This window comes from Kribbella sp. NPDC059898 (genome assembly GCF_042730855.1).
In the GTDB taxonomy this organism is placed as follows: domain Bacteria; phylum Actinomycetota; class Actinomycetes; order Propionibacteriales; family Kribbellaceae; genus Kribbella.
The window spans coordinates 211,427-225,530 of sequence record NZ_JBHWKR010000013.1 but is presented as its reverse complement, the minus strand read 5'-3'; the positions used below and the strand labels follow the sequence as shown (position 1 = coordinate 225,530).

General features: G+C 68.1%; 13 protein-coding genes. 7 read left to right on the top strand and 6 right to left on the bottom strand.

Going from position 1 to position 14,104, the window contains the following annotated elements:
• Positions 1 to 131: 131 nt before the first annotated feature.
• A complete protein-coding gene (locus ACFV9C_RS33785; protein WP_380199938.1) occupies positions 132 to 1,835 on the top strand; it encodes a hypothetical protein in 1,704 nt (567 codons plus the stop codon).
• A complete protein-coding gene (locus ACFV9C_RS33780; protein ID WP_380199936.1) occupies positions 1,832 to 3,085 on the top strand; it encodes a helix-turn-helix domain-containing protein in 1,254 nt (417 codons plus the stop codon). The genes ACFV9C_RS33785 and ACFV9C_RS33780 overlap by 4 nt, the downstream gene beginning before the upstream one ends.
• Here ACFV9C_RS33780 and ACFV9C_RS33775 read toward each other — a convergent pair.
• The gene (locus ACFV9C_RS33775) at positions 3,001 to 4,062 is read right to left on the bottom strand and encodes a GDSL-type esterase/lipase family protein (protein ID WP_380199934.1); all 1,062 of its coding nucleotides are present in this window, start codon (positions 4,060 to 4,062) and stop codon (positions 3,001 to 3,003) included. The genes ACFV9C_RS33780 and ACFV9C_RS33775 overlap by 85 nt on opposite strands.
• A gap of 193 nt (positions 4,063 to 4,255) precedes the next feature.
• Between ACFV9C_RS33775 and ACFV9C_RS33770 the strand changes: the two genes are divergently transcribed.
• Positions 4,256 to 5,497, top strand: a complete 1,242-nt coding sequence (locus ACFV9C_RS33770) for a glycosyltransferase 87 family protein (protein WP_380199932.1) — start codon at positions 4,256 to 4,258, stop codon at positions 5,495 to 5,497.
• Positions 5,498 to 5,548: 51 nt separating this feature from the next.
• Here ACFV9C_RS33770 and ACFV9C_RS33765 read toward each other — a convergent pair whose 3' ends face one another.
• On the bottom strand, positions 5,549 to 5,974 hold the full coding sequence (locus ACFV9C_RS33765; RefSeq protein WP_380199930.1) for a nitroreductase family deazaflavin-dependent oxidoreductase: 426 nt from the start codon (positions 5,972 to 5,974) through the stop codon (positions 5,549 to 5,551).
• Positions 5,975 to 6,066: 92 nt separating this feature from the next.
• On the opposite strand from ACFV9C_RS33765, the gene ACFV9C_RS33760 reads away from it, so the two are divergent.
• From ACFV9C_RS33760 to ACFV9C_RS33745, 4 genes are all read left to right on the top strand, one after another.
• Positions 6,067 to 6,654, top strand: coding sequence for a TetR/AcrR family transcriptional regulator (locus tag ACFV9C_RS33760; RefSeq protein ID WP_380199928.1), 588 nt, complete (start codon positions 6,067 to 6,069; stop codon positions 6,652 to 6,654).
• 13 nt (positions 6,655 to 6,667) lie between these two features.
• Positions 6,668 to 7,447, top strand: coding sequence for an alpha/beta fold hydrolase (locus ACFV9C_RS33755; protein WP_380199925.1), 780 nt, complete (start codon positions 6,668 to 6,670; stop codon positions 7,445 to 7,447).
• Between the two features lie 129 nt (positions 7,448 to 7,576).
• Positions 7,577 to 8,419, top strand: coding sequence for an alkaline phosphatase family protein (locus ACFV9C_RS33750; RefSeq protein ID WP_380199923.1), 843 nt, complete (start codon positions 7,577 to 7,579; stop codon positions 8,417 to 8,419).
• A 74-nt stretch (positions 8,420 to 8,493) separates the two neighbouring features.
• Positions 8,494 to 9,426, top strand: coding sequence for an aldo/keto reductase family oxidoreductase (locus ACFV9C_RS33745; protein ID WP_380199921.1), 933 nt, complete (start codon positions 8,494 to 8,496; stop codon positions 9,424 to 9,426).
• On the opposite strand, the gene ACFV9C_RS33740 is transcribed toward ACFV9C_RS33745, so the two are convergent.
• From ACFV9C_RS33740 to ACFV9C_RS33725, 4 genes are read right to left on the bottom strand one after another with little or no spacing between them, the layout of a single operon-like run.
• Positions 9,423 to 10,325 carry a carbohydrate ABC transporter permease gene (locus tag ACFV9C_RS33740; protein ID WP_380199919.1) on the bottom strand — a complete coding sequence of 301 codons (903 nt, stop codon included), beginning with the start codon at positions 10,323 to 10,325 and terminating at the stop codon, positions 9,423 to 9,425. The genes ACFV9C_RS33745 and ACFV9C_RS33740 overlap by 4 nt on opposite strands.
• Positions 10,322 to 11,215 carry a carbohydrate ABC transporter permease gene (locus ACFV9C_RS33735; protein WP_380199917.1) on the bottom strand — a complete coding sequence of 298 codons (894 nt, stop codon included), beginning with the start codon at positions 11,213 to 11,215 and terminating at the stop codon, positions 10,322 to 10,324. Before ACFV9C_RS33735 ends, ACFV9C_RS33740 begins: the two co-directional genes overlap by 4 nt.
• Before the next feature lie 9 nt (positions 11,216 to 11,224).
• Positions 11,225 to 12,565: an ABC transporter substrate-binding protein gene (locus ACFV9C_RS33730; protein WP_380199915.1), complete on the bottom strand. Its 1,341-nt coding sequence runs from the start codon at positions 12,563 to 12,565 to the stop codon at positions 11,225 to 11,227.
• Between the two features lie 23 nt (positions 12,566 to 12,588).
• Positions 12,589 to 14,091: an alpha-N-arabinofuranosidase gene (locus ACFV9C_RS33725; RefSeq protein ID WP_380199913.1), complete on the bottom strand. Its 1,503-nt coding sequence runs from the start codon at positions 14,089 to 14,091 to the stop codon at positions 12,589 to 12,591.
• Positions 14,092 to 14,104 lie beyond the last annotated feature (13 nt).

Genomic DNA, 14,104 nt, shown 5'->3' with positions numbered 1-14,104 from the left:
TGCCCTCGGCAACTTTTGTCGGTGGGGCGGCCAACTTCGTCCTAGATTCGGTCAACCGGAGCGAAGGCGGATCCGGTCCCGACAGGCAATGATGCACGAACAGTTGAGGCTCCCAGCATTGGAGATGAGTCATGTCTGTTCATGAGTCGGGGCTGAATCGCCGCGACGTGCTGAAGGCGGCAGCCGTCGTGTCCGGCGGCGCCGTCCTGGGTCTGCCTGGCGGCACGGCCGCCGCGAAGAGGATCAAGGCCGCTCCGGCGCTGGTCGGGGCGATCCGCTGGGACGCCTGGGTCGGCGGCGACTCGCACGTCGGCAGCACCGTGAACCGCACACTGTCCCCGCAGCAGTACCAGTTCCGGCTGCCGTACTACGCCCAGATCACCGTGCCCAACCGGCTGCTGATCAACCAGAACTTCGACGCGGAGACGACCGGCGCGGCGCCGTCCGGGTGGACCGTTTCGTCGCCGGCCGGTACGACGGTGTCCGTGGTCGACGGCCCCGACCGTACCGGCAAGACCGTCCACCTGCACGACGAGTCCACCACGCTGATGGCCTCGATGGCGCACACGTTCGCGGGACAGAGCCGCGCCGTGACGGTGCAGTGGGACTGGAAGGAGACGGTCGCCGGGAAGTGGGCCCGCGCCCTGCTGGTCGCCGGGTCGACGGCCGCGGTCGACATCGCGACGAATACCGATGCCAGCGGCAAGCACCTGGTGATGCGTGCCCCGGACGGCAGCTGGAAGACGTTGCAGGACGTCACCGACGACACGTGGTACACGATCAAGGTGATCGCCGACCCGGCACCACCCGGCGAGACGCCCTGGGTGGACGTGTACGTCAACGGCGTACGGCGAATCAGCCACGCGGCGCTGCTGGTGACCGCGCCGACGTTCGACAGCCTCGCGCTGCGGACGAACGAGGCGCTGACCTCGGACCTGTACGTCGACAACGTCAGCGTCGCGGTGACCGAGTCCGTGAACACCAACGGTGCGACCCAGGCGATCATGGACCAGGAGATCCAGTACGCCGCCGCGGCCGGCATCGACTACTGGGCGTTCGTGTACTACCCCCAGGACCCGCTGAACCGCGCCCGGAACCTCTACCTGTCGAGCACGCACCGCAACGACGTCAGCTGGTGCGCGCTGCTCGACGGGAACTTCACCGGGGCGTTCGACGCGAACCTTCCGGCGCTGGCGTCGCACTGGAGCGAGTCGAACTACCAGAAGGTGCTCGGCGGGCGCCCGCTGGTCTACTTCCTGTCCGGCGCCGACGCCGACAAGGTCGCCAAGCTGCGGGCGAAGGCGACCGAGCTGGGCGTGCCGAACCCGTACATTGTCGTCATGGCGTGGACCGCGCAGGGCGCGGCGGACCTGAAGACCACGGTCGGCGCGGACGCGGTCAGCCGGTACGCGACCGGTGGTGTGAACGGTGCGACGTACGCAAGCCTCGCTGCTGCGGAGGCCGGGTTGTGGAATGACTACTCGACCGCCGCGGGCCAGGTCGTCCCGACGGTGTCGACCGGGTGGGACAACCGGCCCCGGTACGACTATCCGGTGTCGTGGATCGCCGACTACACGCCGCTGAAGGACAACTGGAGCCAGCAGGCGACACCGGCCGAGATCGCGTCCCATCTCGGCGCGGCGATCACCTGGGGCGCCGGCCATGCGGCGAGCTCGCCGGCCAACACCGTCCTCATCTACGCGTGGAACGAGTTCGACGAGGGCGGCTGGATCTGCCCGACCCTGTACGAGATCCGGGACTCCGGCCGGCCGCTCCGGCTGGACGCCATTGCTGGGGTGTCGCGGACCGGGCTCACCAAACGACGAGGCCATTGACAAACACTGACGATCACTGGCAGCAGTTGGCGGCGGCCGCGGCGGAGAACCCGGTGCGGGCCGGCGTCCATGCCTCCTGGGTGCGGTGCGAGCCGGGCTGGGCCTGGCAGCACCGCCTCCCGGACTTCGATCTGTGGGCCGTCACGGACGGGACCGGTACGGCGAGGTTGGCCGGCGAGACCGTGCCGCTGTCGTCCGGCACGGTGCTGATGCTGCGCCCGGGCGACGAGGTCGACGCCACGCAGAACGATCGACTGACCGTGGGCTTCGTCCACTACACCTACGCTCATCCGCCAGACCCGATCCTGCTCGCACCACGGGTTGTGCGCCTGACCGAGCCGTCCACGGTCTGGGACCGGCTGCGGACCGTCATCAGTGCGGTCCATCGTCGCGACTCCTCAGGCCCCGTCCAGGCGTCGGCCGACCTCGCCGCGCTGCTGATCGAAGTACACATCCAGGCTGCCCGCGCACGAGGCGACCTCCCACCTCCGCTGGACCCGCGGATCCGGCTTGCCGTCAACCTCGTCCGTTCGCGCCTCGACCAGCGCCTCACGCTGGCCGAGGCCGCGGCCGTTGCGCAGCTCGCACCCGACACGTTCTCCCGGCTCTTTCACACCGAGACGGGCCAGACGTTCCGCGCGTACTGCGTGGCGGCCCGCCTCGAGCGCGCACGCGATCTGCTCACGGAGACGGCACTGAACGTCTCAGAAGTCGCGCGGGCACTGGGCTACACCAACTACCGACTCTTCGCGCGGGCCGGCCGACATCGACCGGTTCGCGACCGACGGTTTGTCGCACGTACTGACCACGCCTGGAAAGGCAGACATCCAGTACGAGTCCTGGGCCGCGGTGGACAACGCGACGGGCCTCGCGCGGATGGACCTCGTCCGCAAGTTCATGTGGTTCACGAAGGAGGACCCGCGGCTGCGGGCGTTGGCGACCGACGAGCGGATCCTGCGCGTCGTCCGCTCCCCGGCAGCCACACCGAAGGACCCGTCCCGCACTTTCTGCGCCGGGACTGGCAGTTGTGCGACGACGAGGTGCAGGTAGCCCGGGACACTGTGGTTCCGCTCCCGCGGGGCGGAATCCTGTTCTTCCACGGGCTCCTGCACCACGGGACACCGGCCAACCGCACCGGCACCCGCCGCCGCGCTGTCCAGTTGCACTACCTTCCGGCAGGCGTCGTGGACATCGCCGAGGCGCGGCGGCTCGAGATCTTCGGCAGTGAGGGCAAGGGGGTCAGCTGCTGAATCGCCGCCGCCAGCTTGCCGGCGATCTTGTCGTGCGCGGCGACCGTCGGATGCGTCCCGTCGGTCGTCTCGGTCGCCCGGTCGATCCAGCCCGTGGTGTCGACGAACAGGTCCCCGGTCGTGCCGGCCACCTCGGCGATCTCGTCGCGGTGGTTGGTGTTGAACGGCGACATCGCGATGATCGTGACGTCCGGGTAATAGCCGCGCAGATTCCGCAGGAACGCCAGATAGGCCGGTGTGAAGTTCGGGCTCGTCGAGTCGTTCGTGCCGAGATTGATCACCACATAGTCCGGGACATATCTCGACGTGTCCCATTCGGGAACGTTCACCTCACCCGGAACATATTCCGACAGTTTGGTGTAACGGTTCAGCATGCCCGACTTGTCCGGCGAACCGAACCCCGGCGTCATCGCGATCCCGCCGAACGCGATCGTGTTGTGCGACATCCCCAGCAGTTCGGGCGTCTTGTAACTGAACGAGTTCCCCAGCGAGTTCACCAGCCCCGGCCCGATGTACCCGACCGAGATCGAGTCCCCGATGACCTCCATCGTCGGACGCTTCGCCGCCGGGACCACCTGTCCCACTTCGAAGTACTTCACCCGCGGGAACGACTGCTGGTACTCCGAGTAGACCTGGACGGAGTGCTTCGTGTTCTCGAGCCCGGACGCGAGCACCACCGTCCCGGTCGCGGTGATGTTCCGCTGCACCGGTCCCCCGTCGACGCGGTACAGCAGCCGGCAGGTATTGCCGAGCGTGACCGACACCGACGTACCGACGAAATCGAACTCGAGCCCACTCTGGAAATACCCGATGACAGACCCGTCCGGCTGCGGCTGCCATCGTCCCAAGTACCGGATACACCTGTCGTCCGGCAAAACCACCGTCGTCCTCGGCACCGCGAACGCAACGTCGGGAACCCCCAGCACAATCCCACCCGCGACCGCCTTGAGAACCGTTCTTCGACCGATCCCAGTCATCCGACCGCCTCCTTTCGGAGTGACCGTAACGACTGGGCGCGCGACAGTCCTTGGACTACGTTGCCCGATCACCGGACGATATTTCGCGGTCCGGCTGTTAGCAGGCTGTAACGCGGTCGCTCCAATACCGCGCTAGCGCAGATCCGGCCGGAGTCGGATGCTGGGTGGGGCGGGATGTGGGGGGAGAACCGGGTTGACAGACGATCCGTCGGCACAGCAGCACGACCGGACGGGCGCGGAGCGGTGGGGCATCGTCGCGCTGCTGGACGCCCGCTGGATGTGGGTCCTGGCCGTACTGGCCGGCATCACGGCGGCTGTCCTGCTGCCGGTGCTGTGGGACCACACGGGCGCGGACCTCAAGGTCTACCGGCTCGGCGGCGACACGATCCTGACCGACCCGTCGGCGCTGTACTCGGCCCGGCTGCCGAGGATCTCGCTGCCGTTCACGTATCCGCCGTTCGCCGCGCTGGTCTTCGTACCGTTCGCGCTGCTGCCGTGGCCGCTCGCGTACGGCGTCTCGATCGCCTCCTCGATCGCCGCGCTGTGGCTGATCCTGCGCTACTCGTTGCGCCATCCGCGACTGCGCACCGCGGCCATGGTGGTGGCGGTGGCCGTGTGCCTTCTCGTCGAGCCGGTGCGCGAGACGCTGTCGTACGGTCAGATCAACCTCTTCCTCTGCGCCTTGGTCATGTACGACGTACTCGACCGCAAGCACGCCGGCCGGGGCGTCTGGATCGGGGTTGCGGCGGGGATCAAGCTGACGCCGCTCGTCTTCGTCGCGTGGCTTCTTGTCACCAGGCAATGGCGCGCGCTCAGGTATGCGGCCGCAACGTTCTGCGGCACGGTGCTGATCGGGTTCGTGTTCGCACCGAGCGCATCGTGGGAGTACTGGACGCGGCTGGTGTTCAACGCGGGCCGGATCGGACCGCCCGCGTTCGCCGGCAATCAGTCCTGGAACGGGCTGCTCGTCAGATTCGGCGCACCCTCGAGTGGAGCGGTGTGGATGGTCCTGGTGCTGGCGACAGTCGTCGCCGGTCTCTGGCTGAGTCGCCGCCTGTACGACCAGGGGCAGATGTTGGCGAGCCTGTGTGTCTGCGCGACAGTCGGGTTGCTGTGCGCACCGATCTCGTGGGACCACCACTGGGTGTGGATGATTCCGATGGGCGTCGCGCTGGCCAAGACGGTGCCCGCTCGTCGGCCGCTGGTCAGGCTCGCGGTGGCCGCCGCCTGGTTCGGCTACTTCATCGCGGGGCCGTTCCGGTGGGTGCCACAGGCCTTCGACCGCGAGTACGACTGGACCCTTGGCCAGCAGCTCCCCGGCAACGCCTACATCCTCGCGGGCATCGCAGCTGTCACCATGATCGCGATCACGAGCATGACCCGACGCGCTCGGCAGCAGACGAAGTACCCGTCAACGCAGTACAGCGGCCAGTAGGCCGGAGCCGAGGCTGGTCTGGTCCGGGAGGTTGGTTCCAGGGAGACGGGCTCAGGGCTCGAGTATCACCACGGGAATCTGGCGGTCGGTCCGTCGCTGGTAGCGCTCGTAGCCTTCATGGATCTTGATGATGTCGGTCCACAGGGCTTCGCGCTCCGGGCCTGTTGCGGTGCGGGCGTGGAGGGATCGGGTCCGGCCGCGGAGGAGGACCTGTACGTCGGGGTTGGCGCGGAGGTTCCGGTACCAGGCGGGGTGGCGGTCGTCGCCACCGAACGAGGCGACCAGCACGACGCGCTCGTCGTCGGCGATCGGCGCGGTCAAGATCGTCGTACGCCGCTGACCTGTCTTCCGCCCGACGGTCACGAGCCCGACCACCGGCATCCCCATCGCCCGGCCGAACACCCGCCCCTTCGACCCGAAGAACACCGCCCCATGCAGCCTCGTCGAGAACTTGTACACCAGGTCCTTGGTCCGCATCTCCACCCCTTCATCGCAACTCCAAGTTGCGATCACCAGCGTTGCACAACCTTGGAGCCGATCGCAACTCCGAGTTGCGATAAGGTGATCGAATGAGTGCACAACCGCCTGGTCGAGGCCCCCGGGTGCGGGCGGCTGTGCTTGGGGCGACTTTGGTGGAGTTGGCCGAGGGTGGGTATGCCGCGTTGACGATCGACAACGTGGCGCGGCGGGCGGGGGTGCACAAGACGACGGTGTATCGGCGGTGGCCGAATCGGGAGCGGCTGGTGGCGGAGGTGCTCGGGGAGCACATCACGACCGACTTCCCGATCCCCGACACCGGGCGTCTGGCCGACGATCTGCTCGCTCTCGCGCAGGCATTCGTCGCCTGGGTGAGCAGTCCGCCGGGACGGATGATCTTCACCGCGATCTACAGCGACGCGGCCCGCTTCGCCGAGATCGACGACGTACGCCGGGATCTGTTCGAGTACGGACCGCGCCGCGCGCAGCAGGTCGTCGTACGGGCCGTCGAACGTGGTGAGCTCCCGGCCGGCACCGACCCGGGCGCGGTGATCCGCACGTTGATCGCCCCGATCTACTTCCAGCTCACGGTCGTCTCGGAACCCGTCGACGACCACACCGCCGAGCAAGCTGCCGGCATCGCCCTCGCGGCGGCCCGGGCCGGGGTCTTCCAGCTGTGAAATCATGCTCGGCATGCGAGGACGAACGGACCAACTGGCGTGGTACCGGACCGGCGAGGGCGCCGCTGAAGTCGCCTTCCTGCACGGCTTCTCCGACTCGGCGCAGTGCTGGGACCCGGTGATCCGAGCACTCCCAGGCATCCGCACGCTCGCGATCGACGCCCGCGGCCACGGCGAGTCCGGGCTCCCCGAGGAACCCATCCGCTACACCGCCCACCGCGACGACGCGGCTCTCGTCCTGTCCGACCAGCCGCCGAACGACGGCGTCGTCGTGGTCGGCCACTCGATGGGCGCGATGGCCGCCGCCTACCTGGCCGCGTCGAGGCCCGGCCTGGTGCGCGCCGTCGTACTGGAGGACCCGCCGACCGGTGCCCCAGGCAACCATCCGGACGAACCGTGGTCCGAGCCGGACTGGCTCGCCGGCCTCCGCTCCCTCGACCTCCCGGACCGGATCGCCCGCGGCCGGGCCAACGACCCCGGCTGGCCGGACGACGAGCTCGAGCCCTGGGCCGTGTCGAAGGCACAGGTCAACCCGCACCTGTTCGACCTCACGTTCCAGGACGCGGCCCCGCTGACGGACCTGCTGGCCCAGATCACCTGCCCGGTGCTGCTGATCCACGGCGACCCCGAGCGCGGCGGACTCATCTCCCCCGAGTACGCCGGACGGTGCGCGCAAGCCGCCGCCGGCGAGTTCCACGCCGTACACATCCCGAACGCCGGCCACTCGGTCCGCCGCGACAACCGCCCGCAGTACCTCGCGGCGCTGACCGGGTTCCTCGACCGCCAACGCTGAGAGAACCCTCAGCATTTCACGGACCGTGTTCATCTGGTGTCGGAGTGTCGTTCGAGGCATGGTGGGTTGGTCGTCGGCGTCGTACCGGACGCTGGCGTCCCAACCGTTCGCTCTCGAAAGGAGCACCTGGTGCGCATCATCCGCCCCGTAGTCGCACTCGCCTCGATCATCGGTCTCTGCACCCCGCTGACCGCACCACCGGCCGCCGTCGCGGCCGCCGGTGTGCCGCGTCCCGATCATGTCGTGATCGTGCTGTTCGAGAACACCGCCGCCGGATCGATCATCGGCAACCCGCAGGCGCCGTACTTCAACCAGCTGGCGTCCACCGGCGCGAACTTCACCAGCTCGTACGCCATCGAGCACCCGAGCCAGCCCAACTACCTCGACCTGTTCTCGGGATCCAACCAGGGCGTCACCGACGACTCCTGCCCGCACACCTTCTCGACCGACAACGAAGGCGCCCAGCTGATCGCGAAGGGCCTCACGTTCGGGGGCTACTCCGAAGGCCTGCCGTCCGTCGGGTCGACGGCGTGTACGTCGGGTCGCTACGCCCGCAAGCACGCGCCCTGGGTCAACTTCAAGAACGTGCCGTCGGCAACCAGCAAGCCGTTCAGTGCCTTCCCGACGGACTACAGCCAGCTGCCGACGGTGTCGTGGGTGATCCCCAACCTGTGCAACGACATGCACGACTGTTCGGTCGCGACCGGTGACAGCTGGCTGAAGAGCCACCTGGACGGCTATGTCCAGTGGGCCAAGACGCACAACAGCGTGCTGATCACGACGTTCGACGAGGACGACCACTCCGCCGGCAACCGGATCGCGACGATCCTCAACGGCCAGCCGGTCAAGCCGGGCAGCTACAGCGAGCGGATCGACCACTTCCGCGTCCTGCGCACCGTCGAGGACATGTACGACCTGCCGCACGCCGGCGCGGCCGCCAACGCGGTGCCGATCACCGACAGCTGGAACTGACCCGGCCGACCGCGGGCCCGGTGGCGTGCACGTAGGCTCTTCGTCGTCGACACCACGAACCGTAAGGACCCTCGATGAAGACTGTGCCTCTCGGCGCCACCGGGCTCGCCGTACCGAACGTCACGCTCGGCGTGATGCGGATCGGCGACAAGACCGACGACGAGATCCGTACCCTCGTCCGCACCGCGCGGGACGCCGGCATCGACTTCTTCGACCATGCCGCGGTGTACGGCGGTGCGCTGCACGGCGCCGAGGAGCGGTTCGCCGAGGCGCTCCGGCTGACGCCGTCCGAGCGCGCCGAGATCACCCTCCAGACGAAGGCGGGCATCGACCCGGCGTTCGGGTACGACTCGTCGTACGAGCACCTCGTCGCCTCGGTCGACGCCTCGCTGCGGGCGCTCCGCACCGACTACCTCGACGTACTGCTCATCCACCGCCCCGACGCACTCGTCGAGCCGGCCGAGGTCGCGCGCGCGTTCGACGACCTGGAGGCGGCGGGCAAGGTCCGCGCGTTCGGGGTGTCGAACCACACGCCGCTGCAGATCGAGCTGCTGAAGACCGCCGTACGGCAGCCGCTCGTCGTCAACCAGTTGCAGCTGTCGCTGACGCACGCGCCGATCATCGCGCAGGGCGTTGCCGCGAACATGGCCGGCCTCGACCAGTCCACTGTGATCGACGGCGGCGGCGTTCTCGACTACTGCCGCATCCACCGCATCACGGTGCAGGCGTGGTCCCCGTTCCAGGCCGGCTTCTTCACCGGCGCGTTCCTCGGCTCCCCGGAGTACCCGGAGCTGAACGCGGTGATCGACCGGCTCGCCAGGCAGTACGGCGTACCCGCGATCGCGGTCGCCACCGCTTGGATCACTCGGCACCCGGCGCAGCTGCAGGTCGTCCTCGGCACGACCACACCCGAGCGTGTCGCGGGCGCCGCACAAGGCTCCGACGTCCCGCTGACACGCTCCGAGTGGTACGAACTGTTCAAAGCCGCCGGCCACCAGGTGCCTTAGCCTTTGAGTCCGCTGTTGGCGACCCCCTCGATGACGTAGCGCTGGACGACGACGTACAGGATCAGCACCGGGATGGCGGCCAGCGTCGCGCCCGCCATCACGACCGGGTAGTCCGTGGTGTAAGCGCCCTGCAGTGTCGCCAGACCCGGTGCGAGCGTCATCTTCTCCGGGCTGAACAGCACGAACACCGGCCAGACGAAGTCGTTCCAGGCGCCGAGGAAGCTCAGCACCGCCAGCGTCACCAGGGCCGGCTTCGACAGCGGCAGCACGATCCGGGTGAAGATCGTCCACGAGTTCGCCCCGTCGATCAGCGCGCTCTCCTCCAGCTCCCGCGGGATCGCCAGGAAGAACTGCCGGAGGAAGAACACCCCGAACGCGTTGGCGGCTCCGGGCACCACCAGCGCCCAGATGCTGTCCAGCCAGCCGAGCGTACTCATCGTCAGGTAGTTCGGCATGAAGAAGATGAACCCCGGCACGAACAGCGTCGCGATCAGTACGCCGAACAGCAGGTTGCGTCCGACGAACTGCATCCGGGACAACGCGTACGCCGCCATCGACGCGACCGCGACGACCAGCAGCATGTGCAGCACCGAGACCATCAGCGAGTTCGCCAGCCACAGGTACACCGGGTTCGCCGCGTCGGCGAAGATCAGGTGGTACGCCCGCAGCGTCCACTGCCCCGGCAGGATGTGGATCGGGATCGACCGCGCGTCGGTCTCGGTCTTGAACGTCGTGAGCAGCATCCACAGCAGCGGCAGCACGAAGAGCAGCGAGATCAGCGTCATCGCGACGTACGTCAGCGGGCCGACCCGGTTCCGCGAATAGGCCGGCCGCCGGCGTCCGGTACCGTCGTCGTCCGGCGTCGCGGTGCGGGCTACGTTCGGCAGAGTCGTCGTCACTTGCGCTCCCTCATCAGCAGGAAGTTGGCGATCGAGACCAGCGCCAGCGCGAGCGCCAGCACGTAGCTCATCGCGGCCGCCGTACCCATCCGGAAGCCCCGCAGACCTTCGTTGGTCATCGCCATGATCGCCGTCGTCGTACTGTCCCCCGGCCCGCCGTGGGTCAGCAGGTACGGCTGGCCGAACAGGTTCGCGCTGGCCAGGATCGTCGTGGTCAGCACGAACACGAACACGTTCCGCAGCCCCGGGACGGTGACGTGCCGGAACTGTCCCCAGCGGCCGGCGCCGTCCAGTTCGGCCGCCTCGTAGAGCTCCGGTGGGAGCGACTGCAGCCCGGCCAGGAAGATCACCGCGTTGAAGCCGATCGTCCACCAGATCGTGGTGATCAGGATCGTGATCCACGCCTGCGGCTGGCTCGACAGCCAGGCGATCTTCGGCAGCCCGATCCCGGAGAGCAGTCCGTTGACCAGGCCGACCTCCGGGTCGAACAGGTATCCGAACAGCACGCCGACCACCGCGACACCGAGCACGAACGGCGTGAAGATCACCGCCCGGAAGAACGTCCGGCCGGGGAACTTCCGGTTCAGCAGCAGCGACAGCCCCAGCGGGATCGTGACGAGGAACGGCACGCTGATCAGGACGAACAGGAACGTGTTCTGCATCCCGTTCCAGAACGGCTGGAAGATCACCGACCCCGAGTCGAAGAGGTCACGGTAGTTCTGCAACCCCACCCACGGCTTGGCGGGCAGCATGAAGTCCCAGTTGTGCAGGCTCATCCAGACACCGCGGATCGCCGGCCAGATCAGGAACGTCAGCATCAGCAGGACGAACGGGGCGACGAACAGGTACGGCGTCCACGGGCGGTGGTGGCGCAGCGCGGTCCGGCTCATGGCCCCGACTCACCCGTACTTCTTCTTGTTCGAGGTCAGGATCTGATCGCCCTTCTGGGCCGCGTCGCGGAGCGCCTGGTCGACCGGCTTCTTGCCCGTCATCGCCAGGCTGACGGCCTTCGACCACTCCGGGTCGGTGTCGGACATGCCCGGCACGTTCGGCGGGAAGTGCGCCCAGTCGATCATCTTCTCGAACTGCTTGACCTCGGTGTACTTCGCGAAGTCCGCCGACTCGCGCACCGACTTGCGGGCCGGCACCATCCCGGCCTCGGCCCAGCCGACCGAGTGCTGGCTCATCCAGTTGATGAAGAAGCGCGACGCATCGGCCTTGTTCTTGTCGTTGCTCACCTGGCGCGGCAACGTGAAGCAGTGCGAACCGGCCCAGGTCTGCTGGTCGGACCCGAACACCGGGATCGGCGCGCAGCCCCAGTCCAGGCCCTTCGCGGTCTTGCACGGCGTCACCATCCACGGGCCGACGATCATGAACGCGGCCTTGTTGTTGCTGAACGACACCCAGTCGCCGTCACCGGCGGCGTTCTGCGGTGAGTAGCCCTGGTCGATCAGGCCCTTGAAGAACGTGATCGAGTCGATCGCGGGCTGGTCGCCGAAGCCGGTCTTCGTACCGTCGTCGTTGATCATGTAGCCGCCGCTCTGGAAGATCATCGACTGGGCGATCAGCCCGCCGACGCTGAGCGCGCTCACCCAGTAGCCCTTCACGCCCTTGGACTTGCACTTGTCCAGGACCGCCATGAACTCGTCCTTGGTGGCCGGCGGCTTCTCCGGGTCCGCGCCGACCTGGGACAGCACCTTCTTGTTGTAGTAAAGGCCTGCCGGGTGGATGTCGAGCGGGATCGCGTACTGCGAATCCTTGTAGTGCGCCGACTTCCAGACCGCGTCGGCGTAGTCCGCGGCCGTCAGGTTGAGGCCCTTCACGACGTCGTCGATCGGCTGGATCACCCGCCGGGCGCCGTTCGTCGCGATGTCCGCGGTGTGCATCAGGCAGATGTCCGGGGCCTTGCCGCTCTGCACCGCGGCCGGCAGTTTCTGGAACAGGTCGGCCCAGGCGATCGACGTGGTGGTGACCTTGATCTTCGGGTTCGCGGCCATGAAGTTCGCGACCAGCTTCTTCATCACCGGGCCGTCGCCGCCGGTCAGTCCGTTCCAGTACTGCAGCTCGACGTTCGGGCCGTCGTACCCGTCCGCGCCGCCCTTGCCGGTCGCGGGTGCCGCCCCGGCCTGGCCGGGGCCGTGGCTGCCGCCGCAGGCCGTCAGCGAGAGTCCGGCCGCGGCCGCGCCGGCGGCACCGAGCAGTGTCCGGCGGCCGAGCCGCACAGGATCTGGTGCGTTCATCGTTCAGGTCCTTTCTGAGGGGATCAACGGCTCGTGAGCCGAATGCAGTGCCACGACGCCGGCGGCAGCGTGACCTCGAGGTTGCCGCCGGCAACTTCGGAGACGCCCGGGTGCGGGACCACCCGGTCGGGCGCGTCCTGGGAGTTGACGGCGTACCGGTCGTCCTCGGCGACGGCCAGGTGTTCGACCACCCGGAGGTCGCCGAACGCGCCGAGCCTGACCGTCCAGGAGGCGGGGTCGGTCAGCGACCGGTTGACCGCGAAGACGGCGAGGTCGCCGGACTCCGCGTCGTACGTCGCGACGGCCCAGACCTGCTCGACCTCGCCGTACGCCGGCGTGTCGATCCGGCCGTGGTCGCCGGCGAGCAGGAGAACCGTTCCGCGCGCGTGCTTCGCGGTCAGCGCGAACGGATGGAAGATCGTCTGCCGCCACGCGGCCCCGCCCTCGACGGTGAGGATCGGGGCGATCGCGTTCACCAGTTGCGCCTGGCACGCGACGCCGACCCGGTCGGTGTTGCGCAGCAGCGTGATCAGCAGCGATCCGACCACGACCGCGTCGAGCGCGTTGTACACGTCCTGGATGAGGTCGGGCGCCTCGGACGCCTCGGTCCGCTCGACCTCCTGCTCACCGTGCCGGGCGGCGAACCAGACGTTCCACTCGTCGAACGACACCTTGATGCGCTTCTCCGAGTGCCGCATCGCCGCGACGTGGTCGGCGGTCGCGACCACGTCCCGGATGAAGCGGTCCATGTGCGTCGAGGCGGCCAGGAACGACGCCTCGTCGCCACCGACCGGCTCGTAGTACGCGTGCGCGGAGATCAGCTCGACGTCGTCGAAGCAGTGCTCCAGGACGACGCGTTCCCATTCGCCGAACGTCGGCATCGTGGTGTTGGACGAGCCGCACGCGATCAGTTGGAGGTCCGCGTCGAACGTCTTGTACGCCCGCGCGACCTCCTGGGCGAGGCGCGCGTACTCCAGCGGGGTCTTGTGGCCGATCTGCCACGGGCCGTCCATCTCGTTGCCGAGGCACCAGAGCCGGACGTTCCACGGTTTGGCGTAGCCGTTGCCGACGCGTTGGTCGGCGTACCGGGTGCCGGCCGCGCCGTTGACGTACTCCAGGTAGTCGACCGCCTCGGCCAGGCCGCGGTTGCCGAGATTCACCGCCAGCATCGGCTCGATGCCGATTCTGTTGCACCAGGCAAGGAAATCGTCGGTGCCGACCTGGTTCGTCTCGATCGACCGCCAGGCCAGATCGAGCACCCGCGGCCGCTGCTCGCGCGGCCCGACACCGTCCTCCCAGCGGTAGTTCGAGACGAAGTTTCCGCCCGGGTAACGGACGACGGTGGCACCGAGCTCGCGCACCAGTTCCGCGACGTCGCCGCGGAACCCGTCGGCGTCGGCGGTCGGGTGGGCAGGTTCGTAGATCCCGGTGTAGACACAGCGACCGAGATGCTCGACAAACGTGCCGAACAACAGGGGATTGAGCTCACCGACGCTGAACGCCGGGTCGATCGTGGACGTGAGCATGGGCAGTCCTCAC